Annotated in this window: 23 protein-coding genes; 12 read left to right on the top strand and 11 right to left on the bottom strand. The window is 64.9% G+C overall.

Annotation, left to right across the window (positions count from 1 at the left end; all coding sequences use genetic code 11):
• Positions 1 to 63: 63 nt before the first annotated feature.
• The 5 genes from P8H27_RS10790 to P8H27_RS10770 form a co-directional block, all read right to left on the bottom strand.
• Complete coding sequence (locus P8H27_RS10790; protein WP_289637405.1) at positions 64 to 1392, bottom strand: OprO/OprP family phosphate-selective porin; 1329 nt, start codon at positions 1390 to 1392, stop codon at positions 64 to 66.
• A 206-nt stretch (positions 1393 to 1598) separates the two neighbouring features.
• Positions 1599 to 2042, bottom strand: a complete 444-nt coding sequence (locus tag P8H27_RS10785) for a hypothetical protein (RefSeq protein ID WP_289637403.1) — start codon at positions 2040 to 2042, stop codon at positions 1599 to 1601.
• Positions 2043 to 2136: 94 nt separating this feature from the next.
• Entirely contained in the window at positions 2137 to 2370 is a 234-nt protein-coding gene (locus P8H27_RS10780) for a zf-HC2 domain-containing protein (RefSeq protein WP_289637401.1), read from the bottom strand.
• Positions 2364 to 2975, bottom strand: coding sequence for an RNA polymerase sigma factor (locus tag P8H27_RS10775; protein WP_289637400.1), 612 nt, complete (start codon positions 2973 to 2975; stop codon positions 2364 to 2366). The genes P8H27_RS10780 and P8H27_RS10775 overlap by 7 nt, the downstream gene beginning before the upstream one ends.
• Positions 2975 to 4096, bottom strand: a complete 1122-nt coding sequence (locus P8H27_RS10770; protein ID WP_289637612.1) for a beta-ketoacyl-ACP synthase III — start codon at positions 4094 to 4096, stop codon at positions 2975 to 2977. The genes P8H27_RS10775 and P8H27_RS10770 overlap by 1 nt, the downstream gene beginning before the upstream one ends.
• A gap of 520 nt (positions 4097 to 4616) precedes the next feature.
• Between P8H27_RS10770 and P8H27_RS10765 the strand changes: the two genes are divergently transcribed.
• The 4 genes from P8H27_RS10765 (at position 4617) to P8H27_RS10750 (ending at position 11778) form a co-directional block, all read left to right on the top strand.
• Complete coding sequence (locus P8H27_RS10765) at positions 4617 to 7256, top strand: CHASE domain-containing protein (protein WP_289637399.1); 2640 nt, start codon at positions 4617 to 4619, stop codon at positions 7254 to 7256.
• A gap of 322 nt (positions 7257 to 7578) precedes the next feature.
• Positions 7579 to 8244: an ABC transporter ATP-binding protein gene (locus tag P8H27_RS10760; protein ID WP_289637398.1), complete on the top strand. Its 666-nt coding sequence runs from the start codon at positions 7579 to 7581 to the stop codon at positions 8242 to 8244.
• A complete protein-coding gene (locus P8H27_RS10755; protein WP_289637397.1) occupies positions 8244 to 10715 on the top strand; it encodes an FtsX-like permease family protein in 2472 nt (823 codons plus the stop codon). The genes P8H27_RS10760 and P8H27_RS10755 overlap by 1 nt, the downstream gene beginning before the upstream one ends.
• Entirely contained in the window at positions 10705 to 11778 is a 1074-nt protein-coding gene (locus P8H27_RS10750) for a lipocalin-like domain-containing protein (RefSeq protein WP_289637395.1), read from the top strand. Before P8H27_RS10755 ends, P8H27_RS10750 begins: the two co-directional genes overlap by 11 nt.
• An 82-nt stretch (positions 11779 to 11860) precedes the next feature.
• Here P8H27_RS10750 and P8H27_RS10745 read toward each other — a convergent pair whose 3' ends face one another.
• The gene (locus P8H27_RS10745) at positions 11861 to 13510 is read right to left on the bottom strand and encodes an NAD(P)/FAD-dependent oxidoreductase (RefSeq protein ID WP_289637393.1); all 1650 of its coding nucleotides are present in this window, start codon (positions 13508 to 13510) and stop codon (positions 11861 to 11863) included.
• A 118-nt stretch (positions 13511 to 13628) separates the two neighbouring features.
• On the opposite strand from P8H27_RS10745, the gene P8H27_RS10740 reads away from it, so the two are divergent.
• Entirely contained in the window at positions 13629 to 14174 is a 546-nt protein-coding gene (locus tag P8H27_RS10740; protein WP_289637391.1) for a PadR family transcriptional regulator, read from the top strand.
• Between the two features lie 91 nt (positions 14175 to 14265).
• Positions 14266 to 14877, top strand: a complete 612-nt coding sequence (locus tag P8H27_RS10735; RefSeq protein WP_289637389.1) for a LysE family translocator — start codon at positions 14266 to 14268, stop codon at positions 14875 to 14877.
• A 36-nt stretch (positions 14878 to 14913) separates the two neighbouring features.
• Here P8H27_RS10735 and P8H27_RS10730 read toward each other — a convergent pair whose 3' ends face one another.
• From P8H27_RS10730 to P8H27_RS10715, 4 genes are all read right to left on the bottom strand, one after another.
• Positions 14914 to 15216, bottom strand: a complete 303-nt coding sequence (locus tag P8H27_RS10730) for a cell division protein ZapA (protein ID WP_289637388.1) — start codon at positions 15214 to 15216, stop codon at positions 14914 to 14916.
• Positions 15213 to 15458: a hypothetical protein gene (locus tag P8H27_RS10725; protein ID WP_289637386.1), complete on the bottom strand. Its 246-nt coding sequence runs from the start codon at positions 15456 to 15458 to the stop codon at positions 15213 to 15215. The genes P8H27_RS10730 and P8H27_RS10725 overlap by 4 nt, the downstream gene beginning before the upstream one ends.
• 347 nt (positions 15459 to 15805) lie before the next feature.
• Positions 15806 to 16759: a DUF808 domain-containing protein gene (locus P8H27_RS10720; protein ID WP_289637384.1), complete on the bottom strand. Its 954-nt coding sequence runs from the start codon at positions 16757 to 16759 to the stop codon at positions 15806 to 15808.
• 131 nt (positions 16760 to 16890) lie between these two features.
• On the bottom strand, positions 16891 to 17316 hold the full coding sequence (locus P8H27_RS10715; RefSeq protein ID WP_289637383.1) for a 3-isopropylmalate dehydratase: 426 nt from the start codon (positions 17314 to 17316) through the stop codon (positions 16891 to 16893).
• A gap of 824 nt (positions 17317 to 18140) precedes the next feature.
• Here P8H27_RS10715 and P8H27_RS10710 point away from each other — a divergent pair.
• The 3 genes from P8H27_RS10710 (at position 18141) to P8H27_RS10700 (ending at position 21218) form a co-directional block, all read left to right on the top strand.
• Positions 18141 to 19535: a triacylglycerol lipase gene (locus tag P8H27_RS10710; protein WP_289637382.1), complete on the top strand. Its 1395-nt coding sequence runs from the start codon at positions 18141 to 18143 to the stop codon at positions 19533 to 19535.
• 330 nt (positions 19536 to 19865) lie between these two features.
• Positions 19866 to 20570 (top strand): glutathione S-transferase N-terminal domain-containing protein, encoded by a 705-nt coding sequence (locus P8H27_RS10705; RefSeq protein ID WP_289637380.1) that lies wholly within the window; start codon positions 19866 to 19868, stop codon positions 20568 to 20570.
• A gap of 75 nt (positions 20571 to 20645) precedes the next feature.
• On the top strand, positions 20646 to 21218 hold the full coding sequence (locus tag P8H27_RS10700; RefSeq protein WP_289637379.1) for a hypothetical protein: 573 nt from the start codon (positions 20646 to 20648) through the stop codon (positions 21216 to 21218).
• 215 nt (positions 21219 to 21433) lie between these two features.
• Here the strand turns inward: P8H27_RS10700 and P8H27_RS10695 are convergent, their stop codons facing one another.
• On the bottom strand, positions 21434 to 22396 hold the full coding sequence (locus P8H27_RS10695; RefSeq protein ID WP_289637378.1) for a helix-turn-helix domain-containing protein: 963 nt from the start codon (positions 22394 to 22396) through the stop codon (positions 21434 to 21436).
• Positions 22397 to 22518: 122 nt separating this feature from the next.
• On the opposite strand from P8H27_RS10695, the gene P8H27_RS10690 reads away from it, so the two are divergent.
• The 3 genes from P8H27_RS10690 to P8H27_RS10680 all read left to right on the top strand — a co-directional run bounded on the left by P8H27_RS10690 (position 22519) and on the right by P8H27_RS10680 (position 24733).
• The gene (locus P8H27_RS10690) at positions 22519 to 23145 is read left to right on the top strand and encodes a cysteine hydrolase family protein (protein ID WP_289637377.1); all 627 of its coding nucleotides are present in this window, start codon (positions 22519 to 22521) and stop codon (positions 23143 to 23145) included.
• 448 nt (positions 23146 to 23593) lie between these two features.
• The gene (locus P8H27_RS10685; protein WP_289637375.1) at positions 23594 to 23965 is read left to right on the top strand and encodes a nuclear transport factor 2 family protein; all 372 of its coding nucleotides are present in this window, start codon (positions 23594 to 23596) and stop codon (positions 23963 to 23965) included.
• Positions 23966 to 24013: 48 nt separating this feature from the next.
• The gene (locus tag P8H27_RS10680) at positions 24014 to 24733 is read left to right on the top strand and encodes a gamma-glutamylcyclotransferase (protein ID WP_289637373.1); all 720 of its coding nucleotides are present in this window, start codon (positions 24014 to 24016) and stop codon (positions 24731 to 24733) included.
• Positions 24734 to 24880 lie beyond the last annotated feature (147 nt).

The following is a 24880-nucleotide window of genomic DNA, read 5'->3' as shown; positions in this document are numbered from 1 at the left end:
AAAAAAGCCCCGCACGCGGCGGGGCTCGAAGGAAGCAACGTGGTATTGGCGGGGGGGGTTTACTCAGAACACGTACTGCAGGCGCATCACCACGGCGTCGCCGTCGTCGTCGCCCACGCTGTTGGTGATCTTGTCGGTCGAGCTCATCACGTAGTTGGCCGCGACCTTGACCGACTCGTTGGCGTACCAGTTGACGCCCACGGTGTGCAACTTGGCTTCGGCGTCGCCCACTTCGCGGGTGGCGGTCGCGGCGACGATATTGTCGTCTTCGACGCTGATGTGATCGTAGCGGTAGAACACTTCCCAGGCGCCGATCTGCTTGTTGGCCGGTTTGATGCTGTCGAACTTGGCGCCTTCCAGCTTGTAACCGCGCGACTCGCCGGTCAGGGTGTAGGCCAGTTGGCCGTAGTAGCCGCTGGCTTCGACGTCTTCGATGGTGGCGCGATCGGCCTTCAGCGTGCGGCTCAGGTATTCAGCCTGGGCCGAGAAAGGGCCGGCGGCCCAGGCCAACTCGGCGCCCCAGGCGGCATCGTTGTCGAAGTCGCCGGCGATGCCCTGGAAGCCACCGAAGAGGGCACGGTTGCCGTTGGCGCCGGCATCGTTGCCACCCGCGGTGGAAACGCCGCGCACGGTCAGGCGCGGACGGATGCGGCCGTCGGCGGCAGCGTCATCCAGATCGCGATTGGCATAGTTCAGGCCCAGGTGCAGCACATTGCCGGCTTCGCTCATCGGCGCGAATACGCCTCGCGCGTTGAATTGCTTGACGCTGTCGCCGTCGACATCGTTGTAGTCCTTGGCCGACAAGCCGGCGGAGACCCAGGCCATGCCACCGACCACGGCGCTGGCTTGGGCGCCGAGGCCGTTCTCGTGACCGTTGGCCCAGTCGGCGATTTCGTAGGCGGCGTTACGCTCGATGGCGGTGATCCATTTGGAGCTGGTGGCTTTCTCCAGGCCGAAATCCGGGTCGAAGCGGCCGAACTTGAGGGTCACCGGGGCGAACCCGGTGTAGGCGATCGAGGCTTCATCGAAATAGCCGTCGTCGGAGTTGCCGGCGTTGTGCGCGAAGTCGTAGCTGATCACGTATTTCCAGTCTTTGTAGGCGACACCGCTCAGCTCGAGGAAGGCGCGGCGGAAATAGGCGCCGTCGCCGGTGTTACCGTTCTTGGTGTGGAACCCGTCGAAACGACCGTAATCGGCCTGCAGACGACCGCCCAACTTGAAGCTGAACTCCTTGTCGGCGGTGGCCACTTCGAGGCCGCCCTTGGTTTTGACCACGATATCGGCGCCGTCAGTGGTCACGGTGCCGGCGAAAGCCTGGGCGGAAACGGTCAGAGCCAGGGCGCTGGCTGCAAAACCGGCCCCCATCCCAAGGAATGAGTGCTTACGGATCATCGAAGATTCCCCTAAATGGACTTTAAGTGTTGAAAACACCCGAGCGATTGCGCTCGTTCGTGCTGCAGGGGATCTTGGCGACGGGTTATTTCAGCGCGGTTGCTGATATATAAAGATTTGATTACAGCGGAACTTTTTTACTTCGAATGTTTATAAGCAGTGAAGCGCTCTAACCGACCGTTGCTCCATAGAGGGCGAGGCGCGGCTCAGGCTTCGGGACGGCGGCCCTGGGCGGCGATCTGGCCGTACCAGGCTTCCAGCACCTCGCTGCGCTCGCCGGACGCCACCCGCAGCAGCTCGCCACGCGCCTGTGCCCGTTCGACGCCGTGCTGCGTCAGGTAGTCGAGCAGTGTGTCGAACAGTTGCCGCCGGTTGTTGCCGGCCGCCGAGTCGTCACGCCGCGACACGCAGTTGACCAATAGGGTGGAACCGCACACGCAGTTGCGAAAGACCTCGACCAGTGGCCTGTCGTCATCGTCGTAGGCCGCCTTCAGGCCGGTGATCTCGGGGCGAATCGCCTGGGTCTGCTGGAAGTAATCCGCCTCGCTGGCGAATACCCGGCCGCAGTTGCGGCAACGCTTGGGAAAGCTGTCATGGCCGAGCGCCTTCAGACCGGCGAACCAGGCATCGTGACTGCTGATCGATGGCATCCTTTCCTCCCGCACCGAGATGGTGGCTGATTCGTTAAGCATAGGTTCAAGAACCGCCGCGGGCTGGCTGCCGACAAAAGGCTGAGCGGCCCGCTCAGCGCTGCAGGCGCCGTAGTTCGGCCAGCTTGGCGGCCAGGCTGTCGAGCTCGACAATCTGCCTCTGCGGCAACCTGCGCAATACGCCCTGGGTCAGGCGCATCTGCTTGATGAAACGCCGACAGCGGTAACACATGGCCAAGTGCATGCGTACAGACAGACGCTGACGCAGACTCAACAGGCTATCCAAAAAATCGCTGGAGTTCGCCACCAGTTCCTTACAACTCAGCATTGGCCGGTCTCCTCGAAATGCTCCAGGGTGGCGAACACTTTTAACCGCGCCCGATGCAACAACACCCGGACATTGGAGAGCGAGACCTGCAAAAGATTACAGATCTCCTCCAACTCCAGCCCCTCGCGTTCGCGCAACAGCAACACGCTGCCTTGCAGCTCGGACAGGCTGGCCAGGGTTTTCTCCAGGCACTCGCGCAGCTCCTGCTCGGTGAGCAGCGCTTCCGGGGTGTCCTGATGCCAGGCGTGCGGCGCCAGCAACCAGTGGCCGTCGTCGGCGAAGCGCTCAGCGCCAACCGAGCCGTGCGGCCCCGGCAGGTCGTCCAGCAGCACTTCGCGCAGGTTGTGCTTGAGGCGGGTCTTGGCGGTGTTGGCGGTGATGGTCAACAGCCAGGTCTTCAGGCTGGAGCGGCCCTGAAAACCGTCCAGGTTACGCACCACCGCCAGCCAGGCGTCCTGCACCACCTCGTCGGCGTTGCGACTGCCGACGATGGCGAAGGCCACGGCGCGCATCGCCCCCTGATAGCTGGCGACCAGTTCGCGAAAGGCCTTCTGCTCACCGGCCAGCAGCCGGCTGAGCAGGGCGCTATCGGCCGGATAGTCCATTAACGCTTACGCAAAATGACGCTGCCGATGGAGTAACCGGCGCCGAACGAGCTGAGCACCCCCAGCGCGCCGCTCGGCAGGTCATCCTGGTGCTTGTGCAGGGCGATCACCGAGCCGGCCGAGCTGGTGTTGGCATAGCTGTCGAGGATCACCGGCGCCTCGTGCGGCTCGGCATCGCGGCCGAGCAGCTTGCGCGCGATCAGCAGATTCATATTGAGGTTGGCCTGGTGCAGCCAGAAACGCTTGACGTCGGCCACGTTCAGCTGGTTTTCCGCCAGGTGGGTCGCGATCAGCTCGGCGACCATCGGGCAGACTTCCTTGAACACCTTGCGACCTTCCTGGACGAACAGCTTGTCGCGCGCACCGATGCCCTCCTGCGCCGCGCGGTTGAGGAAGCCGAAGTTGTTGCGGATGTTGTTGCTGAACTGGGTGATCAGCTTGCTGCTGACGATGTCGAACTGGTGCGCGGAGGTGGCCAGGTCGGCCCGCTCGACGATCACCGCGGTGCAGGCATCGCCGAAGATGAAATGACTGTCGCGGTCACGGAAGTTCAGGTGGCCGGTGCAGATTTCCGGGTTGACCATCAGGATCGCCCGCGCCTGGCCGAGTTGTACGGCGTTGGTCGCGGCCTGCAGACCGAAGGTGGCCGAGGAACAGGCCACGTTCATGTCGTAACCGAAACCCTGGATACCCAGTGCCGCCTGCACTTCGATGGCCACTGCCGGGTAGGCGCGCTGCAGATTCGAGCAGGCGACTATCACCCCGTCGATATCCGCTGCGGTCTTGCCGGCACGGGCCAGCGCCTCCTCGGCGGCGCCGACGGCCATCTCGCAGAGGATGCCCCACTGCTCGTTGGAGCGCTCGGGAATCCGCGGCACCATGCGCTGCGGATCGAGAATGCCGTCCTTATCGACCACGAAGCGGCTCTTGATCCCCGAGGCGCGCTCGATAAAGGCGCTGCTCGACTCGGTCAGGGCCTCGACTTCGCCACTGGCGATCGCCGCGGCATTGTCCGCATTGAATTGCTCGACGTAGGCGTTGAAGGACGCCACCAGCTCGTCGTTGGAAATACTGTTGGCCGGGGTGTACAGGCCGGTACCGCTGATGACGACGTTATGCACGGTCATTCCTCTATCCACGTTGCCGCAAGGAGCGGACGATTATGCTGACGCCTGTGGCGGCTGGCCATAGGCAGAAAATTCGGGGAAGCTGCCGGGCGCTGCCGCAGGCCGCTCCCTTGTAAAACGCAGAGTGTGCCACAGCCGAACCGACTTCGTCCGTAGGCTAAACAAGCGTTTGACCGCCGGCACCGGCAGTGGCCAAGAGCGCCGCTTGCTCGCAGCAGGCCCAGGGCCAATCCCGTGCCAGTGTAGCCGGTCGCCAGCGCCCGGAAAAACCGCGGCCTGGCCGGGGGCCACAGGTGATTGCCCTTCCGCCGGCGGAATAATGAAACTATCCTGCAGCAGACTCAGGGCAAAGCCGGCACATTGCCGTTGCGCCCGAAGCAAATTGGACGCTAGAGCACCTAACAGCCTCCCCATACGCCTCCACTGACCCTGCTTGCATGGGCGGCGCACCGGACTCGGCAGCGCGTCAGGTTCTAGGCGTTGCTCACCCCTAGCCGCGGAGCCCCATTATTCCATGTCATCCCCGCCTGTCTCCGCCATGCCGCTGCTAGGCAAAATTCTGCTGCTCGCCCTGTTCTATGCCGTTACCGGCCACCTGGCGCTGCTGCTGGCCATCCCGCCGGGCTTTGCCAGTGCCATCTTTCCGCCGGTGGGCATCGCCTTGGCCGCCGTGCTGCTCTGGGGTTACCCGATGCTCGCCGGGGTATTTCTCGGCTCGACCCTGCTCAACCTCAGCATCGGCTTCAGCAGCTTCGAGCAACTGGGTATCGAGGGGCTGCTGATCGCCACGGGCATCGCCCTCGGCACTTCCCTGCAAAGCCTGATCGGCAGTTGGCTGATTCGCCGCTTCGTCGGTTTTCCCACGCCGCTCACCGATGAGCGCAGCATCTTCCGGCTGCTCCTGCTCGGCGGCCCGTTCGCCTGCCTGATCAGCGCCAGTGCCGGCACCGGTGTGCTCTACCTCAACCAGGCCATCGCCGCCGCCGATTTCTCGTTCAGTTGGTGGACTTGGTGGGTGGGCGACAGCATTGGCGTGCTGATCGCCACTCCGCTGATGTTCATCCTGTTCGCCCAACCCCGTGCCCTCTGGCGTAGCCGTGCCGGCAGCGTCGGCCTACCGCTGCTGGTCAGCTGCGCGATCATGGTGCTGGTCTTCGTCCGTGCCAGCGAAGCCGAGCAGAACAACCTGCGCCTGCGCTTCCACGAGCAGGCGAAGATGATGACCGCCACCCTCAAGTTCCGCTTCGAGCTCTACAGCAAGGCGACACAATCCATCGAGCGCCTGTTCGCCGCCTCGCAACGGGTCACCCGCGATGAGTTCGCGACTTTTGTCGCCCAATTGCCCAGCGCCTATCCGGGCATCACCGCGGTGAGCTGGGATCCGCTGATCGGCGCCCAGCAACGCGCGCCCTTTGAAGCCCAGATAATTGCCGAAGGCTTTCCAGGCTTCCGCGTCAGTGAACACGACGCCTCGGGCGAACTGGTGGCGGCCGGCGAGCGGGACGCCTATGTTCCGGTGACCTTCGTCGAGCCCTTCGCCAGCAACGCCAAGGCACTGGGCTTCGACGTGGCCTCCAAGCCACAACGACGCATCGCCCTGGATCAAGCCCGCGACAGCGCCCGCACGGTGATGACCGCCCCCATCACCCTGATCCAGGACAAGGAGGCACCCCAGCCCGGCGTGCTGCTGCTGCACGCGGTCTACGCCGGCGAGCCGCCGGTCGACCTCGAGCAGCGCCGCCGCCAGTTGCGCGGCTATGCAGCCGCTGTGCTGCGCATGGCCGACCTGATCGACAATGCGCTCGGCGCCTATCCGGCGGACAGCTACCGGCTGCAACTGGAGGACATCACCAATGCCACGCCGCAGCCGCTCTATGGCCAGTCCGAAGCAACAGTGCCGCCCTACGCGGCGGAGCTGGTCTGGCGCGAACGCTTCGAGGTCGGCGGACGCAAGCTGGCGCTTGCCATCTCGCCGACCGAGGCCTTCCTGCAACGCAACCACGGCCTGCAACCCTGGGCGGTGCTCGCCGGCGGGCTGCTGCTGTGCAGCCTGCTCGGCGGCTACCTGCTGACCATCACCGGCCGCGCCGAGCAAATCCGCCATCAGGTCCGGCAACGCACCCTGGAACTGAGCGCCATTCTGGAGAATGCCGCCGAAGGCATCCTGATCTTCGATCAGCAGGGTCTGATCGAACGTGCCAACCCGGCCAGCGCCAGCCTGTTTGGCCACTCCACCAGAGAACTGACAGGGCGCCAGATCGGCGGCCTGATTCCCGCTCTACGCGGATGCTCCGCCGCCGAGCTTGCCGGCCTGCTCGGCAGGCCATGGGAAGTCAGCGCAAGCCAGGCCCAGGCACAGAGCCTGGAGCTGGAAATCAGCCTGAGCCGCTACGAGCTGCCGGGGCGGCGCCTGTATATCTGCATGCTGCGCGACATAGGCCCACGCAAACGGGTCGAACGCCTGAAAAGCGAATTCGTCGCCACCGTCAGCCATGAACTGCGCACGCCGCTGACCTCGATCAAGGGCTCGCTCGGCCTGCTCGCCGCGGGCGCGGTCGGCGAACTGCCCAAACCAGCCCAGGAACTGATCGGCATCGCCCAAAGCAACTCGGAGCGCCTGATCTGCCTGGTCAACGACATCCTCGATGTGGAAAAGCTCGAGTTCGGCCAGGCCGGCATCCACCTCAGCCGCACCGAGCTGCGCCCGCTGCTGCAGGAGGCGCTGGCGCACAACCAGGGCTATGCCGACAGCTTCCAGGTACGCCTGGTTCTGGACGACAGCGCCCTGCCCGAGCAGGTGCTGGTCGAGGTCGACAACCTGCGCCTGCAGCAGGTGCTGAGCAACCTGATCGCCAACGCCGTGAAGTTCTCCGAGGCGCAGCAACGGGTCGAAATCTCGGCGGCGATCGTCGACGCCAGCGTACGCATCCAGGTGCTCGACCATGGCCCGGGGATCGCCGACGATTTCCGCGAGCGCATCTTCCAGAAGTTCGCTCAGGCCGACGGCTCCGACAGCCGCCGCCGCGGCGGCACCGGCCTCGGCCTGAGCATCTGCAAGACCCTGGTGGAGCGCATGAACGGCAAAATTGGCTACAGCAGTGTGCTGGGCGAAGGCAGCACCTTCTACTTCGACCTGCCGCTGACCGAGGCCTGAGTCTGTCTCTTTCGGCGTACCGCCTGGGCCGAGCACGCCCGCTTTCCGGCCAGGAATAGGAACGATCAGCCGGTGGCCGGGCACGGCACGCAGTCGCGAGCGCAGAGATCGACGACCGCCACCCGGCCGTCTACTCGCTTCGCTCGCCCCTGCGGGGTCGCGCTAAAGTGCGTTAGCCGCAAGCGGCTTGCCGAGCCTGTTGTTAACGCCGTATCGGCAACCTAGGTGGTTTTTCAACGGCCTGCCAGCCGCAACCTGTTCGGTGCAGTCTGCCGCGCCAGGCTTTACCCTGACGACCTGGCAGAAGGAGTTAAGCCTGCGCATGTTGATCGTCGAAGACCTGCATAAATCATTCGCCACCGCTCAGGGCCGTCTGCCGGTGTTGCGCGGCGTGCAGTTGCAGCTGGCCGCTGGCACCAGTCTGGCCCTGATGGGCGAGTCCGGCAGCGGCAAGAGCACCCTGCTGCACCTGATCGCCGGTCTGGAGCGGGCCGATAGCGGGCGGATCCTGATCCATGGGCAGGCGTTGAACGGACGCAACGAAGCCGAGCTGGCGCGCTGGCGCCGCGAAGGCATCGGCCTGGTGTTCCAGCAGTACAACCTGATCAGCAGTCTCAACGTCGCCGCCAACCTGGCCTTTCAGGCGCGCCTGGCCGGGCGCCAGGATGCGCAGTGGCAGAGCCATCTGAGCCAGCGTCTGGGGCTTTCGCCCCTGCTCCAGCGCTATCCAGAGCAGCTCTCCGGCGGCCAGCAGCAACGCCTGGCCATTGGCCGCGCCCTGGCCGCGCGACCGCAGCTGGTGCTCGCCGACGAACCCACTGGCAGCCTGGATGAGGCCAGCAGCGAAGCGGTGCTGGAGCTGTTCCTGGAATTGGTGCGCGAGGCTGGCAGCAGCCTGCTGATGGTCACCCACAGCGCCCGCCTGGCGGCCCGTCTGGCCCAGCGCTTGTACCTGCACCAGGGTCGGGTGCAGGCCCTGGAAGGCTGATGGACAAGCTGCGCATTTGTCTGCTGGCGCTGCTCAGCCATTGGCGCCGCCATCCGCTGCAGTTCTTCAGCATCCTGATCGGCCTGTGGCTGGCCACCACCCTGTGGACCGGCGTGCAGGCGCTCAACAGCCAGGCGCGCGGCGATTACGCGCGGGCCAGCGCGGTGCTCGCCGGCCCGGCGCAGGCCCAGCTCGTCCCGCTGCATGGGGAGCGTATCGCCCAGTCGGCCTACATCGGCCTGCGCCGTGCCGGTTGGCCAGTGTCGCCGCTGCTCGAGGGGCGCCTGCGCTTCGCCGGCGAGCCGCCGATCAGCGTGCAGTTACTGGGGATCGAACCCTTGACCCTGCCCGCCGGATTGCAGGTAGCCGGGCAGCCCGGCGAGCGACTCGACCTGGCCAGTTTTCTCGGCGCGCCCGGACAAGCCTGGATTGCCCCGGATACGCTGCAACGCCTGGGTCTGCAGGTCGGCGACCTGGCGCTGACGCTGGACGGTCAGCGCCTGCCGCCCTTGCAGCTGCAGGCACAGCTGGCGCCCGGGGTGATAGTGGTGGACATCGGCCGCGCGCAAACGCTGCTGCACGCGCCCGGCCAGCTGTCGCGCCTGCTGCTGCCTGCCGGCTTCAGCGCGCCGGCGCTGCCGCCCAGGCTGCGCGACAGCCTGCAGCTCCAGCCAGCGGCGGACGGCGACGACCTGCAGCGCCTGACCGACAGCTTCCACCTCAACCTCACGGCGCTGGGCCTGCTGGCCTTCATCGTCGGCCTGTTCATCGTGCATGCCGCCATCGGCCTGGCCCTGGAACAGCGCCGCGCACTGCTGCGCACCCTGCGCGCCTGCGGCGTCAGCCTGGCTACCCTGCTTGGCGCTCTCGGCCTGGAACTCGGTTTGCTGGCCCTGCTCGGCGGCTTGGCCGGGGTCGCCAGCGGCTACCTGCTGGCCAGCCTGCTGCTGCCGGATGTCGCCGCCAGCCTGCGCGGGCTGTACGGCGCGGAAGTAGCCGGACAGCTCAGCCTGTCACCCCTGTGGTGGCTGAGCGGCCTGGCCATCAGCCTGCTCGGCGCCTTACTGGCCGGCGCCAGCAGCCTGCTGCGCGCGGCCCGTCTGCCGTTGTTGGCGCTGGCGCAGCCGCAAGCCTGGCGTGTGGCCCAGGGGCTCTGGCTCAAGCGCCAGGCCCTGGTCGCCTGCGCCTTGTTGCTAGTGGCCTGGGCCGCCTGGCGTTACGGCGACAGCCTGCTGGCCGGCTTCGTTTTACTCGCGAGCCTGCTGCTGGCGGCCGCGTTGCTCCTGCCCGCCCTGCTCGACGGCAGCTTGGCCCTGCTCGCGCGCCTGTGCCGAGGGCCGCTGAGCGAGTGGTTCGTGGCCGACAGCCGCCAGCAATTGCCGGCCCTGTCGCTGGCCTTGATGGCCCTGCTGCTGGCCCTGGCCGCCAGCGTCGGGGTCGGCAGCATGACTCAAGGTTTTCGCCAGACCTTCAGCGGCTGGCTCGAGCAACGCCTGGCCGCCGAGTTGTACCTGGCGCCCCGCGACGGCGCCCAAGCCGACGCCATGATCGGCTGGCTCGAGGATCAGCCCGGGGTCGAGGCAATCCTGCCGCAACGGCGTGTCGAGCTGCGCCTACAGGGTCGGCCGGTGCAGTTGCAGGGCATCGTCGATCATCCCACCTACCGCCAGCACTGGCCCTTGCTGCAAACCCAAGCGGACGCCTGGGACAGGCTGGCGGCGGGCCAGGGGGCGATGCTCAGCGAACAGCTGGCCCGCCATCTGCGGCTAACCCTGGGCGCCACCCTGCAACTGCCGAGCGAGACCGGCGTAGCGCGGCTGCCGGTGGTGGCGCTGTACGCCGACTACGGCAATCCCAAGGGCCATGTGCTGGTCAACGGCGACTGGCTGCGCCGGCACTGGCCGCAAGCCCCCATCAGCAACATCAGCCTGCGCGTGGCCCCCGAGAGGGTTGCAGAGCTGAAGAACGCCCTGGAACAACGCTTCGTCCTGGAGGGCGCGCGACTGATCGACCAACAAGGCCTGAAGAGCTGGTCGACGCAGGTATTCGAACGCACCTTCGCCGCCACCGCGGCGCTCAACAGCCTGACCCTCGGCGTGGCGGGCGTGGCCCTGTTCATCAGCCTGCTGACCCTCGGCCAGAGTCGCCTGAGTCAGCTGGCGCCGCTCTGGGCCCTGGGACTCAGCCGCCCACGTCTGGCCTGGCTGAGCCTGGCGCAGACTTTAATGCTGTCCGGCCTGACGGTGCTGCTGGCCATGCCGCTGGGCCTGTTGCTGGCCTGGTGCCTGGTCGCGGTGGTCAACGTGCAGGCCTTCGGCTGGCGCCTGCCGCTGCATGTATTTCCCGTGCAACTGTTGCAACTGGCCCTGCTCGGCCTGCTCACCAGCCTGCTCGCCGCGGCCGGGCCACTCTGGCAACTGGCGCGCCAGTCTCCTGCCGACCTGCTGAGGCAATTTGCCGATGAACGCTAAGACCGCCTGGCTGCTGAGCCTGCTGCTACTGCTCGGCGCCTGCGAGGAGGCCACGCCACCGCCCCAGGGCTTTGCCGGCCTGGGCCAGGCCAGCGACGCCTTCCTGGCCGTGACGCCTGAGCGCCGCCTGCAATTCCCCGCCGATCATGGCGCCCATCCGGGCTATCGCATCGAGTGGTGGTACGTCACCGCCAACCTGACCGATGAGCAGGGCCACGACTGGGGCGCACAGTGGACCCTGTTCCGCTCGGCCCTGCGCCCCGGCGCCGAACAAAGCGGCTGGAACAGCCCCAACCTGTGGCTGGGCCACGCCGCGCTGAGCGGGCCCTTCGGCCATCAGCTCGCGGAAGCCCTGGCGCGCGGCGGCGTCGGCCAGGCCGGGGTGGAAGCACAGCCGTTTCACGCCTGGATCGATGCCTGGTCGCTGCGCAGCACCCACGGCTCAGGTCTCGATCATTTGCAGATGCAGGCGCGGGGCGAGGCTTTCGCTTACCGCCTGCAACTCGACAGCGAGGGGCCGTTGGTGCTGCATGGCAAGCAGGGCTACAGCGAGAAATCCGGCCAGGGCCAGGCCTCGTATTACTACAGCCAGCCGTTCTATAAAGTCAGCGGCGAAGTCGAACGCGATGGCCAGCGCTATCGGGTCAACGGTCAGGCCTGGCTCGACCGCGAGTGGAGCAGCCAGCCGCTGGCAGCGCAACAGCAGGGCTGGGACTGGTTCTCCCTGCACCTGGAGGGCGGCGCCAAGCTGATGCTGTTCCAGGTGCGCCAGGCCGAGGGCGAGCCGTACCGGGCCGGCACCTGGATCGCCGCCGACGGCCAGACTCGGGCGCTGTCCGCTGAGCAGATTCGCCTGACGCCACTGCACTGGAGTCGCCAGCAAACGGGCCGCCAGGTACCCACCCAGTGGCGGGTGGAAGTGCCTGAGTACCAGCTGTCCTTGGAGGTGCAGGCCATCGACACCCAGGCCTGGATGAGCACACGTTTCCCCTACTGGGAGGGGCCGATCCGCCTGAGCGGCAGCCACCCAGGCCGCGGCTACCTGGAAATGACCGGCTATTGAGCATCCGCCTGCGCAGCCGCTGCACGGACAGCCGCCTTGAATCCTCACGACGGCCTGCCCGGGTGCAGCCTGCAGAACCGAATCAGCTGACGGAACTGGCCACGGCGCCATCGTCCGCTTCCGCCGAATAGGCGCCCGCGATCATCTGCTTGACCTTGTAGGCGCGCCAGCCAAGCATGCGCGCAGTGGTCAGCACCCCGCCCATCAGCGCCCCGCCGACCCCGGCGGTGACCACATCGGAGCCGGTCAGGTAGAAGTTCTTGATCGGCGTCTGCGGGTGAATCCAGTGCTGCTGAAAGCGCTCGACGCTGTGCTCGATGCCATAGATTTCGCCGACCTGGTTCCACTGGAACCACTCGGTGGACAACGGCGTAGACAGCTCGCAGTAGTCCAGCGCCTCACGCAACTGCGGCTGATGCTGGTACAGCGCCTCCAGCAGCACCGTGGTGATCTCCTGCTTGAAGGCCTCGTAGTCTTCGCCGCGCTTGTTCCAGGTGCTGCCCTTCCACCGTTCGAACCATTGCGGGAAGCTCGGCGCGACGATCTCCACCGTGCTCTTGCCGGGGTAGCGGCGGTTCCAGTCCGGATCCTTGGCCGAGGGGAAGGAGATGTAGATCATCGGGAACTCCAGCCCCGGCGAATCCATGAAGCGCTTGACGCTCAAGTCGTGGTCGAACTGCGGGTACAGCCAGAAGTTGGTCTTGGGCAGACCCAGACTGGCGGCATCGCCCTTGAAACCCGCGTAGAGGCACACATGCGAGGCCGAGGGTTCGACCTGCTTGAGGTGCTCGAGCAGACCATGCTGCTCGACCACCTCCTTGGGCAGCAGGCGCTGGTAGGTCGGCAGCAGACCGGCGCAGCTGACCACCGCGTCGGCGCTGATCTCATGGCCATCCTTGACCAGGCGCACGCCATAGGCACGGTTGTCCTTGACCAATACTTGCTCGACGCCGGCGTAGGTGAAGACATGGCCGCCCGCCGCCTCGATCACCGGAATAATGGTTTCGGCGATGCGCACCGAGCCGCCGACCGGGTAGTTGCCGCCGGTGATGTAATGCTTGGCCACCATGGCGTGCATCATGAAGGCGGCTTGCGCCGGCGGCAGGCCATAGTCGCCCCACTGCGCGGTGAGCACGCCGATCAGTTGCTGGTTGCCGGTCAGACCCTCCAGCACCTCGCGGGTGCTCTTGAAGAAATACGCCGGGAACAAATGCTGGCGCAGCTTGTTGTACAGCACGCCCAAGCTGCGCGGCAGCGCCTGACCGGCGAAGAAGCGCGGAATTTTCTGACTGACCTCGGAGATCAGCTCGACATAACGGTCGATGGCCGCGCCCTCCTCGGGGAAATGCTTCTTCACCTCGGCCTTGAAGGCCTCGCGCCCGGCCAGATACCGGAAGGGCTGATCCCCGATGACGATATGGTCGTAGTGCTCATCCATCGGCGCCCATTGCAGCTGGCCATCGCTGATCACATCGAACACCCGACGGATCATCGACCAGGGTTTATGCACCTCGCCGATGTAGTGCACACCCACATCCCACTCGTAGCCGCCCCGCTCGTAGACGTGGGTGTAACCGCCGGCGGTGTAGTGCTGTTCCAGCACGCAGACTTTCTTGCCGGCCTTGGCCAGCAACGCGGCGTTGCACAGCCCGCCTATGCCTGAGCCGATGACGATCGCGTCGTAATGGCTAAGGGCTTTGTGCGGACGAAAACGGCTGCCTGTGCGCTTCATGGAGACTCCAGCGTGTTTTTGTTATGCAAGTATTTGCATAAATATGCCAGTCGAGCGAGAAATGCAACTTTTTGCATATCCATTTAGAATGGCCGCCCCCTTCGACCGCGGACTCAGCATGTCTCTACGTCACGCCATCCTCACCCTGCTGGCAACCGAACCGGCCAGCGGTTACGACATCGTCCGTCGCTTCAAGCAGTCGCTCGGTTACTTCTGGAACGCCAAGCACCAGCAGGTCTACCAGGAACTGCGGCGCCTGAGCGACGAAGGCTGGTTGGAGTGTGCCGAGCAAGCGCAGGCCGACAAGCCGGACAAGAAGGTCTACAGCATCGGCCCGACCGGACGCGCCGAGCTCAAACGCTGGCTGGCCGAACCGGTGCCGCCGAACAAACTCAACGATGCCCTGCTGGTCAAGCTCTTCGCCGGCGCCCTGGCGGAGCCGGACAACCTGCGCGAGGAGATGGCCCGCCATCGCGCCACCCACAACGCCACACTCGACAGTTTGTTGGAGATAGAGCGGCGCTACCTGGCCCTCCCGCCTGCGCAACAGGCCCAGCAGCGTCTGCCCTACCTGACCCTGCGTCGCGGCATCCTCGGCGAACGGGCCTGGCTGGCCTGGGCCGACGAGGTGCAGACGGAGCTGGCGGCACGCGCCGACGGCTGAACCCAGCGCCCCCCTTTCGCTCGCCGGCGCAACCGCGCAGAATCACAGCCTCTGCGCCCCTTGCGCCGCCGCCCCTGGAGACCCTGGAACCATGGCCCTGCACACCTGGCTGCTGTACCTCACCGCCGTCATCGGCCTGGTGCTGACCCCCGGCCCCAACAGCCTGCTGGTGCTGACCCACGGAACCCTCTACGGATACAAGAAGGCTCTGTGGACCACCGCCGGTGGGGTGATCGGCTTCGCCGTGCTGATGGCCCTGTCGATGTTCGGCATCGGCGCCCTGCTGCAAGCCTCGGCCAACGCCTTGAGCGTGCTCAAGTGGATCGGCGGCGGCTACCTGATCTGGCTCGGCTTCCAGCTCTGGCGCGCGCCGCCGCTGCACCTCGAATCCTCCGGCCGGGCCAGCGACAAACCCGGCCCGAGCCTGTTCCGCCAGGGACTGTTGTCGGCGCTGTCCAACCCCAAGGTGATCCTGTTCTTCGGTGCCTTCCTGCCGCAGTTCCTCGACCCCCAGGGCGATCTGCTGCTGCAGTTCGCGGTGATGGCGCTGACTTTCGCCGCGGTCGAAGCACTGGCGGAATTACTTCTGGCCCGCGCGGCCCACCGCATCCGCCCCTGGCTGCAGCGCAGCGGCAGAGGCTTCAACCGCTGCTGCGGCGGGCTGTTCGCGCTGATGGGCGCGGCGCTGCCGCTGACCCGCTGAAGACCTTCAGGCGACCAAACCGAGCGGGTTCGGGATCTACGCCTGCCGAATCAAACCGGCGATATCGGCGACCCGGGCGCTGAGATCGTCCTCGATGCGCTGGACTTCCTGACGATGGCGCTGCTCCAGCTCGACCTGCTGGGCACACAGCTTCAAGGCCGTCAGCACCAGCAGGCGGTCGCCGATCAGGGTCGGCGCGGCGGCCTTGGTCTCGGCCAGCAGCTGCTTCAGCAGCAACACCGAATCGTTCAGGGCCTGCTGCTTGCTGGTCGGCGCCTTGATGCTGTAGTCATTGCCGAGGATGGAAATGACCGTGACCGTTTCACCGACCTGGCTCATACGTTGGCAGCACTCGCGTTGGCGTGGCTACCGCTGGCCAGTTCGACCAGGGCCTGGATACGCGCAGCGGCGCTGCTGTGCAGTTCTTCCTGCTCCAGCGCGCTCAGCTGCAGGGTCTCGTTTTCATCCTTGAGCTGCGCCAGCTCGTTGCTCAATTGCGCGTTGGTGCCGCGCAGCGCCTTGTTCTCTTGTACAAGGTCACTGACGAGCTGTTCCAACTGACTTAGGCTACTTTCCAACATATTGATTACTCGAGCTTTTTGGCGGGCCGCCACAATAAAGAAAAGCCCCGGGAGAAGCCAGGTGTCGGCGCACACCATTGTCGACCACAAGTTGCCCTCGCGAGGTCGGGGTTTTGCAGTCGCCAACCCCGCAGGACAAGCACACTTCAGTCGCTCGGACAGCCCCGGCCCACAGTGAGTTCCCCGTGGCGGGCAGGCGTCGCAGCCGTAAGCCGGGCGCACAACTCGCATACCGGCAATACCACCGCCATGGCTCGGCCAACCCAGGTAGTTTTTCAACGGCCTGCTAAGCGCCCCCACAGCACAAGCCACCCCTGACCAGACCTCCCCCTGCCGCATTATCGCGCCTATGCCGGTTTGAGCACCCGGTACAGACGCCCCAGCGCCATTACCCCGAGCAGCACCAGCGCGCCGGCCAGCACTCCCAGCAGCATGTCCAGCAGGGTCGGGGTAATCGCCGCCAGTGCGCCGCCGAGCACAGGCACGGTTTGCAGGCCGTGGGCGAAACCTGCAATCAGCGCGTGAGCGGCCGGAATGCCGTGGCTGAGGATGCCGCCGCCGACCATGAACATGGCCACGGTGCCGATCAGCGCCAGGCTCTTCATCAGATAGGGCGCGGCGCTGAGGATGCCCGCGCCGATGCTGCGCTGCAGGCGTTCGAGCAGCCCGCTGCCACTGCGCCGGGAGAGGTACAGGCCGCCGTCGTCCAGTTTGACGATGCCAGCCACCAGCCCATAGACCCCGCCAGTCATCAGCAGGGCGATGCCGGCGAGCACGGCGAGCTGAGTGCCCAACGGCTGACCGGTCACGGTGCCGAGGCTGATGACGATGATTTCCGCCGAGAGGATGAAGTCGGTACGCACTGCGCCCTTGATCTTGTCGCGCTCGAAGGCGACCAGGTCGATGACGGGGTTGACCAGCGCCGCCGTCAACTCGGCCTTGTGTGCCTGCGCCTCATCTTGGCTGTGCAGCAGTTTGTGGGCCAGTTTCTCGAAACCTTCATAGCAGAGGAAAGCGCCGCCGAGCATCAGCAACGGGGTCACCGCCCAGGGCGCCAGCAGGCTGATGAGCAGCGCCGCCGGCACCAGAATCAGCTTATTCAGCAGCGATCCCTTGGCCACCGCCCAGACCACCGGCAGCTCGCGCTCGGCCTTGACCCCCGCCACCTGCTGGGCATTGAGCGCCAGATCGTCGCCGAGCACGCCGGCAGTTTTCTTCGCCGCGACCTTGGTCATCAGCGCTACGTCGTCGAGCATGCTGGCGATATCGTCAAGCAGAGCTAACAGGCTGGTTCCGGCCACGGGTATTTTCCTCGATAAGCAGATTCTGCACGGCGCGCTCGGTCGCCGTCGCCAGTTACGCGCGACATAGTAGATCAGCCCTGCCGACCGGTTGGAAATAACCAGCGGCCAAGGCCGAATCTTGCAGAAAATCAGGGCGTGGCAGGGCGGATATCGAATCCGCTCTTGGCTTCGCTGACGATGCGCAGGTGCTGGCTTTCGCCCTCTTCTACTCGCACCGCCAGTTCACGGCGCAGCCGGCCTTTGCCGCAGAGGCTGTCGTCATCCGGGTCGATGCCGATGCCGACCACCCGGTTGCCCGCCGGTACATGGAAGCGCACCTGTTCGCCGATGCCGATGCGTGCCGCCACTTGGCGGTCGACCAGCACGGCGACGTAACAGCCGCCGCCGAGCATGCCCAGGTCACGGTTGACCACGATCAGTCCGCTACCCTCGACCGGCTGTTGGTAGGCCAGCAGGCGCTCGCCGGGCACTGCGCTCACCTTGTCGGAAGCGGCCTGAAAGGACGAGCAGCCGGCTAGCGCCAGCAAAGGCAGTACTGCACAGATCAATCGCATGGGAATCCTTCATGGGGTGGATTATCGAAGTGCCGACGCACAGGACGCCGGTTCAGTATTGACGGTGCGGTTGCCGTGCTCAAGTAAAGCAGCCGGATTCAGGTTCTGCAGTCGGTACGCGCCATTGCCTTGCCGGACAGTGCCTGGCCTATCGGCCGCTGAAAAGGCTATGCCCCAGTGACGTGGCGCATGAGCGGTCGTGCTTGTGCAGAAACGGATTTATCCGCGCATTTCGCGGCTGAAGCCGCTCCAACGGAATAGACGCGTTCACCACAGTTAACGGGGTGACGGGGACATAGCCTTTGGTTATCCACGCACCGCGATCCCCCCCTGGCGGCCCGCACGGCTACTGAGTTAACTCGGGTTCGGATGGCTGAGATTCTGAGAGCAGGCGCGGCGACGAGCCATAGCGGGCGCGGTATCAGGATCGCAGACACCGAAATTGAACCCGCGCCACAGGCTGCTAGCGGCCTGATCGATTAATCCGTTTGTCCATGGACTCAAGCCTGTGCGCAACCTTGTAGGAGGCGCGCCCCGCGGCGAATGCAGCCCGCAGGGCTGCCAAGTTGTGGGAGCGCGGTGCAGGACAACGGCTTCGCCCCGAGGTCGGGCCGCCCACAGATAAGACTCAAGCCGGCGAATGTGAGCTAATCAACTAGCCAAACAGGCTGCTAGGCTTCCAGGGGACATGCCCACGGCAAAAGCTAGCCGCACGACGGCAAGGCGGGGACGCCCGCGTCGCCGACTGATTGCAACGCCGCCAGGCCGCGCGCAGGCGTTTTGCAACGGCCTGTTAACCGCACCATCCATGCGAGGGCTTGGCCATGCCTGCCGACAGCTCTGTGCGCTCAAGCGGGGTGCCCGTGGCGGCCCCCTGGGTCGCCATGGCGCTGATGCTAGTGCTGGGCCTGCAGGGCTGCGGCGAGTCGCCGCGCCCCGACCTGAAGCGCCTCTACCAGCTCGGCACGACCCACTCCGAGGCCGCGCCGGTGATCCTGATCCCCGGGGCCTTCGGCAGCGTCCTGCGCGACCGGGTCAGCGGCGAGGAAATCTGGCCGGGCGCCTGGTGGCGCATCCTGTTCTCCACCTACCCGGAGCTGGCGCTGGATATCGATCCGCAGACGAATGCGCCCCGACCGTCGCGGCTGGAGGCTGCTGGTATTGCCGAGCAGGCGCTGCGCCGCGACTTCTACCGACCCATCCTGGAAACCTTGACGCAATTTGGCGGCTACGCCCGCGCCCAACCCGGTACGCCGGCGCGCCAAGGCGAGCGGCGCTTCTATATCCTTTCCTACGACTGGCGTCAGGACACCCTGGAGAGCGTGCGAGCCCTGGATCGGCTGATAGAGGCCGTGCGCCGCGATTACGCCGACCCGACCCTGCGCGTCGATATGGTGGCGCACAGCATGGGCGGCCTGATCGCGCGCTACTACTTGCGCTTCGGCACTCGCGATGTACTGGACGGCGAGCCGCATCTGGTGACCATGGATCGGGCAGACCGGGTGCGTAAACTAGTGCTATTGGGCACGCCCAATCTGGGCTCGGTCAGCTCCTTGCACGCCTTTATCAATGGCGAGCAGATCGTCTGGCGGCGTATTTCGCCGCGCACGCTGGCCACCTTTCCCAGCGGCTACCAGCTATTTCCCCACCCGCTGAACAACTGGCTGGTGGATATCGAGGGCAAACCCCGCCACGACGACTTGTTCGACCCCAAGACCTGGGAACGTATGGGCTGGTCCGTCTACGCCGCTAACCTGGCCGCCGCGCCCGACGCGCCGGTGCTGCAGCGCTATTTCACCCAGCAACTGGAGCGCGCCCGGCGCCTAGCCTGGATGCTCTCGGTGCCGGAACCGGTATCGCCGATTCGCTATGTGCTGTTCGGTGGCGGCTGCCACATGACGCCGGCGCGCCTGCTGATGGAGACGGTCGAGGGACGCGAAATGGTGCGACTCAGCCCCTCGGAGATCACCGCGCCCCGGCCGGGGGTGCGCTACCAGGAGCTGATGATCGAACCCGGCGACGGTCGCGTCACCAAGCCGTCGTTACTGGCGCGGGAGACCCTCGACCCTGGCGCGCCGCAGAGCGAGTACACCTTCCTGCCGGTGGACTATGCGTTCTTCCTGTGCGAGAACCACGCGCTGCTGACGGGCAACATCAACTTCCAGGACAACCTGCTCCACGTACTCCTGTCACGCCAGAACCCCCTCAAGAACCCATAGCATTGCCGCTCCTACGCCCCCTCCAGGCCCATTGGGGGGCGCCATTAGCGGCGGGGCGAAGCGCGCCTCGGCGCGGAAGCAAGCAGGATTCGCCGTCCATCAACCGGGTCGATGGCCACTAGTTCAACTATCGATTTCCGCGTGGGGCCCGATAATGGTTTCATCGCCTTCGCGATAGCCCCCGCGCCAGCGCCCGACGCAGCGACCCGCCCTCCACCGCGAGTGGCACAGCGGCTGCCGGCGCCCGCAGGCCGTCGTCATAACGCTCGACCGGCACCAGGCCGCGTGCCGGATCCGGGCTGATCCCTCCCCATGATGATAGGAAGCGCCATGCCCGATCTTTCCGCCTACCCCATCACCCGCAAATGGCCCGCCAGCCAGCCCGAACGCCTGCAGCTGTACTCGCTGCCCACACCCAACGGGGTCAAGGTGTCGATCATGCTGGAGGAAACCGGCCTGGCCTACGAACCGCACCTGGTCAGCTTCGAGCACAACGAGCAGCTGTCGCCCGAGTTCCTCTCGCTCAACCCGAACAACAAGATCCCCGCCATCCTCGACCCCAACGGCCCGGGCGGCCAGCCGCTGGCGCTGTTCGAATCCGGCGCCATCCTGCTCTATCTGGCGGAGAAGACCGGCCAGTTGATCCCCCAGGACGCCGCCGGCCGCTACCAGTGCATCCAGTGGCTGATGTTCCAGATGGGCGGCATCGGCCCGATGTTCGGCCAGGTCGGTTTCTTCAACAAGTTCGCCGGCAAGGACTATGAGGACAAGCGTCCGCTGCAGCGCTACGTCGAGGAAGCCAAGCGCCTGCTCGGCGTGCTCGACCGGCACCTGGACGGCCGCGACTGGATCATGGGCGAGGCCTACAGCATCGCCGACATCGCCACCTTCCCCTGGGTGCGCAACCTGATCGGCTTCTACCAGGCCGGCGAACTGGTGCAGATCGAGCGCTTCGCCAATGTCAGCCGCGTGCTGGACGCCTTTCTCACACGCCCGGCGGTGATCCGCGGCCTGACCATCCCGGCACGCGACTGAGCCGATCCAAGGTGCGCAGATCCGCGGCTGCGGGTATCTTCTGCGCACCGCCGTTATCCAGGATCTAGCCGTCCCATGCGCACTCCCCTTATCCAGGCCGCCCTGCTCTGCGCCGCGGCGCTGTGCTCGATCACCACCCAGGCCAGGGTCGAAGTCGAAGCGACCCAACACCAGCGCCTCGGCCCGCTACTGGCCGCCAGGATTTCCGAGGACATCGCCCCCGGCGACTACGAAACCCTGCTCAGGGGCCTGCGCGCTCACCCGGGCAAATTCGCCCGCAAGATCGTACTGCTGGACAACATCGGCGGCAGCGCCCCGGAAGCCATGCGCATCGGCCGCCTGCTGCGCGAGACCGGCTTCGACGCCCTGGTGCCCGCTGACGGCGTCTGCCAGGGCAGCTGCATCTACCTGCTGGCCGCCGGCCACAAGAAGACCGTACGCGGCTATGTCGGCCTGCACCGTCCGCCCTTCCCCGCCGGCGACTCGGCCCAGGCGCAAGCCGCCCACCAGGGCCAGCGCTACAGCCCGACCGCCTACTTGCGCGAAATGAACATCCCCAGCCGCCTGGCCGACGAGATGCAGCGCATCGCCCCGCACAATATGCGCGTGCTCTCGGCCCAGGAACTGGCCGGCTACGGGCTGAACTAACCCGGCTCGCTTTCAGGCAGCCTGGGCTGCCATGGCTGGAAAAGTCTTTGCGGCATGCCACGGGATGGCAACGGCCCGTTACGGCTGACCGCAACCGGCCCAAAACCGGCAACCGGCCAGAAGCGGGCGTTCAGGCCGTGAAAATATGAGAAATAAATCACTTCCCTTCTCCCCACAGGGTTAAGCCCAGTGGCCCGTGTGGTCAGTTCAATTAGTCAATTTCGGCGCTTGAGCCCACGGAAGCTCTGTCGGTAGCTGCTCGGGGAGACCGCGAAGCTGCGGCCAAAGTGATGGCGCAAGGACACGGGCGAACCGAAACCGGCCAATTCGGCGATGCTGTCGATGGGCTGATCGGTACTCTCCAGCAGGCGTTGGCTCAGGGCCAGGCGCTCGGCCAGCAACCAGTCGCCCACCGTGGTGCCGGTGAGCTGACGGAAGTGCCGGGTAAAGCTGCGCCGGCTCATCAGCACCTTGTCCGCCAGGCTGTCCAGGCTATGCGCTTGATCCAGATTGGCCCGCACCCAGTCGAGCAGATCGCTGAGGCGGTCATCGCGCGCCGTCGCCGGCAACGGTTGTTCGATGAACTGGGCCTGGCCGCCCTGTCGATGGGGCGGTACCACCAAGCGCCGCGCCACCTTGTTCGCCACCTTGGCACCGCAGTGCTGGCGCAGCAGGTGCAAACAGCAATCGATGCCGGCGGCGGTACCGGCCGAGGTCAACAGGTTGCCATCGTCGACATAGAGCACATCGGCATCCAGGCGTACGGCCGGGAAGCGCTCGGCGAACACCCTCGCCCAGGCCCAATGGGTGGTTGCCAGGCGCCCATCGAGCAGGCCGGCTTCGGCCAGCACGAATGCCCCCAGGCACAGCCCCACCAGATGAGCGCCGCGCTCATGGGCGGCGACCAGCGCATCGAGTAGCGCCTGCGACGGGCGCTGATCCGGGTTGTGCCAGCTCGGCACGATGATCGTCTGCGCATCGAGCAGTGCCTCCAAACCCTGCTCGACGTGCAGCTCGAAGCCGGCTGTGCTGGTCAGCCGGCCTGGCTCGGCCGCACACACCACCAACTGGTAGTTGCACTCACCCGGCAAGGACTCGCCGAACACCAGGCAAGGCACGGACAGGTGAAACGGGCTGATGCGGTCGAACGCGAGCACGGCGACGCGATGGGGCGGCATGACTTGGCTCCCGGGCAAAGGCTTGGCCCGATCTTAGCGTAGTTTGACTTTCGGGCCACTCACCGCATGCCCCCTTACAAGAGAACAATCGGCTGCAACACCTACCCACCCGGAGCATCGCCATGAATCAACAGCCCAAACGCGCCCTGATCGTCATCGACGTGCAGAACGAATACGTCAGCGGCAACCTGCGCATCGAATACCCGAACATCGAGCTGTCCCTGGCCAACATTGCCAAGGCCATGGACGCGGCCCACGCCGCCGACATTCCTGTGGTGGTAGTCCAGCACCTGACCGCGGAAGGTTCGCCGCTGTTCGCCCGTGGCAGCCAGACAGCCGAGCTGCATCCGTTGGTAGCCGAGCGACCGTGCGACCATCTGATCCAGAAGAGCATGCCCAGCGCCTTCGTCGGCACCGACCTCGGCCAATGGCTGCGCGAACGCGAGATCGACACCCTCAGCGTGGTCGGCTACATGACCCAACACTGCGACGACTCGACAGTGCGCCAGGCCCGCCACGAAGGCTGGCAGGTCGAGCTGCTGCACGACGCCACGGGTTCGCCGCCCTACCGCAACAGCCTGGGCGCGGCCACTGCCGAGGAAATCCACCGGGTGTTCAGCATCGTCATGCACACCGGCTTCGCCGCCGTGCTCGGCACCGATGAATGGCTGGCCGCCCTGGAAAGCGCTGAGGTGCCACAGGCGGACAACATCTACCTGTCCAATCAACGCGCCGTCCGCGAGCGCTGAGCAGTGAACCTGTGGCCTCACCCAAACAGGCACGGCCCCGCGCTCAGCCGCCCGGCCGACGAGAGGCAGCGCAGCGCACCGCACAATATGCGCGTGCTCTCGGCCCAGGAACTGGCCGGCTACGGGCTGAACCAACCCGGCTCGCTTTCAGGCAGCCTGGGCTGCCATGGGTGGGAAAGGCGTTGCAGCATGCCACGGAATGGCCACGGCCCGTTACGGCTGACCGTAACCGACCCAAAGCTACCTCTTAGGGAATATAAATCTGTCCCCTTTTTCCGTCGCCCGTACCGAGCGGATGCTGATGCGCAAAACTGACTTTATCGAATCAAGCAGTTTCAGTACGCAGTGCTAAGCTTTCTGACTTATCGGCCCGTATTGGGGTTGTCGATCCACCAACAACGGTAGCGCGATACTTGGCACGAACACCGAAAAATCAGAGGTGAATAAAATGACTATTCACATGACAGATAAAGAAGCCATCAACCTTGTGGTTCGAAACTATGTAGAAGGCATGGTATTCGCAAACGAAGCGCTACTGCGGACGGCCTTCCACCCATCTTGTCGCATCATCGGCCATTACCATGGAGAGCTTGAGTGGTTATCCCTCGATGATTTTATAAGCGCCATCATTGCTGAAGGCCCAGCGGCAAAAGATGTAAAACCCTTTTTTGAGATACACGACGTAAATATCACAGGTGATGCAGCAGCCGTAAAAGTAATCGATGACTATATCGGAATGAGATTTACCGATTACCTATCACTACTCAAAATCAACCAGCGCTGGATGGTTGTTAATAAGCTGTATTACTACCATAAATAGCAGATCGATAAGCATCCATGCCGCACCATCCATATTAAGCGAGCGATTATGGACGACATAAGGCCCACAAAAGCTACAGGGCTAAATCTCACTGCGGAACACGTCGCTCGTGTTGAGCGTTTTGAGCCCGATCCTGGGCCAGAACCAGGGACGACCGAACACACCGATGCAGAGCTTGATGCGCTGGTTGAGACACTATTGTTTGAATACAACCCGGAAGAGCTTTGGGTCTTTGCCTATGGCTCACTGATATGGAATCCGGAGTTCGATTTTTTGGAGAGCCGCAGCGCCACCGCCTACGGCTGGCATAGATCATTCTGCCTCAAACTTACTCGCTGGCGCGGCACGCGCGAGCTACCAGCCCTGATGCTGGCTCTTGACCGGGGCGGAAGCTGCAATGGCTTGGTATACCGGCTTCCAGCGCACGACCATTTCAAGCAACTGGGACTGTTAATGCGTCGGGAAATTGATGCAAATCCACCGACTAATGTTCCTCGCTGGCTTTCGGTTAAAACCGAGGCTGGGGTAATACGTGCATTAGCCTTTGTCGCTGCACGTGACGGAATGGCCTATGCAGGAAAGTTGCCCCTGGAAAAAGTGGCACATATATTGGCTCGCGCAGCAGGGCACTGGGGGTCATCGGCCCACTATCTGTTCCGTACTGTGACAATGCTGGAGGAGCATGGAATTCGGGACTGTAATATGTTGCGGATACAGAGCCTTGTCGCTTGGGAAATCGAACAAACCTTCCGGCCTATAGCGAGCTGACCTTGTTAGCCTAGCTCACCTAGAATTTTGGCACCGGCTTCGAGAGTCTGAAAGGGGTCGACTCCGGCCCGTCACGACCGGCAGCAATCGACCCATAGTTGCCTGCGACAACCGGCAGAAACCGGCCAAAAGCGGGCGCTCAGGCCG

This window comes from Pseudomonas sp. sp1636 (assembly GCF_030376615.1).
Taxonomy (GTDB): domain Bacteria; phylum Pseudomonadota; class Gammaproteobacteria; order Pseudomonadales; family Pseudomonadaceae; genus Aquipseudomonas.
This window is presented reverse-complemented; position numbering and strand designations above follow the sequence as displayed.

Coding starts and splice junctions, on each gene's coding strand:
- P8H27_RS10780 (WP_289637401.1), bottom strand. CDS start 2,370: ATGCTGAGTTGTAAGGAACTGGTGGCGAACTCCAGCGATTTTTTGGAT.
- P8H27_RS10680 (WP_289637373.1), top strand. CDS start 24,014: ATGGACGACATAAGGCCCACAAAAGCTACAGGGCTAAATCTCACTGCG.
- P8H27_RS10735 (WP_289637389.1), top strand. CDS start 14,266: ATGGCCCTGCACACCTGGCTGCTGTACCTCACCGCCGTCATCGGCCTG.
- P8H27_RS10700 (WP_289637379.1), top strand. CDS start 20,646: ATGCGCACTCCCCTTATCCAGGCCGCCCTGCTCTGCGCCGCGGCGCTG.
- P8H27_RS10690 (WP_289637377.1), top strand. CDS start 22,519: ATGAATCAACAGCCCAAACGCGCCCTGATCGTCATCGACGTGCAGAAC.
- P8H27_RS10730 (WP_289637388.1), bottom strand. CDS start 15,216: ATGAGCCAGGTCGGTGAAACGGTCACGGTCATTTCCATCCTCGGCAAT.
- P8H27_RS10775 (WP_289637400.1), bottom strand. CDS start 2,975: ATGGACTATCCGGCCGATAGCGCCCTGCTCAGCCGGCTGCTGGCCGGT.
- P8H27_RS10760 (WP_289637398.1), top strand. CDS start 7,579: ATGTTGATCGTCGAAGACCTGCATAAATCATTCGCCACCGCTCAGGGC.
- P8H27_RS10745 (WP_289637393.1), bottom strand. CDS start 13,510: ATGAAGCGCACAGGCAGCCGTTTTCGTCCGCACAAAGCCCTTAGCCAT.
- P8H27_RS10695 (WP_289637378.1), bottom strand. CDS start 22,396: ATGCCGCCCCATCGCGTCGCCGTGCTCGCGTTCGACCGCATCAGCCCG.
- P8H27_RS10715 (WP_289637383.1), bottom strand. CDS start 17,316: ATGCGATTGATCTGTGCAGTACTGCCTTTGCTGGCGCTAGCCGGCTGC.
- P8H27_RS10685 (WP_289637375.1), top strand. CDS start 23,594: ATGACTATTCACATGACAGATAAAGAAGCCATCAACCTTGTGGTTCGA.
- P8H27_RS10725 (WP_289637386.1), bottom strand. CDS start 15,458: ATGTTGGAAAGTAGCCTAAGTCAGTTGGAACAGCTCGTCAGTGACCTT.
- P8H27_RS10785 (WP_289637403.1), bottom strand. CDS start 2,042: ATGCCATCGATCAGCAGTCACGATGCCTGGTTCGCCGGTCTGAAGGCG.
- P8H27_RS10740 (WP_289637391.1), top strand. CDS start 13,629: ATGTCTCTACGTCACGCCATCCTCACCCTGCTGGCAACCGAACCGGCC.
- P8H27_RS10705 (WP_289637380.1), top strand. CDS start 19,866: ATGCCCGATCTTTCCGCCTACCCCATCACCCGCAAATGGCCCGCCAGC.
- P8H27_RS10765 (WP_289637399.1), top strand. CDS start 4,617: ATGTCATCCCCGCCTGTCTCCGCCATGCCGCTGCTAGGCAAAATTCTG.
- P8H27_RS10750 (WP_289637395.1), top strand. CDS start 10,705: ATGAACGCTAAGACCGCCTGGCTGCTGAGCCTGCTGCTACTGCTCGGC.
- P8H27_RS10710 (WP_289637382.1), top strand. CDS start 18,141: ATGCCTGCCGACAGCTCTGTGCGCTCAAGCGGGGTGCCCGTGGCGGCC.
- P8H27_RS10755 (WP_289637397.1), top strand. CDS start 8,244: ATGGACAAGCTGCGCATTTGTCTGCTGGCGCTGCTCAGCCATTGGCGC.
- P8H27_RS10790 (WP_289637405.1), bottom strand. CDS start 1,392: ATGATCCGTAAGCACTCATTCCTTGGGATGGGGGCCGGTTTTGCAGCC.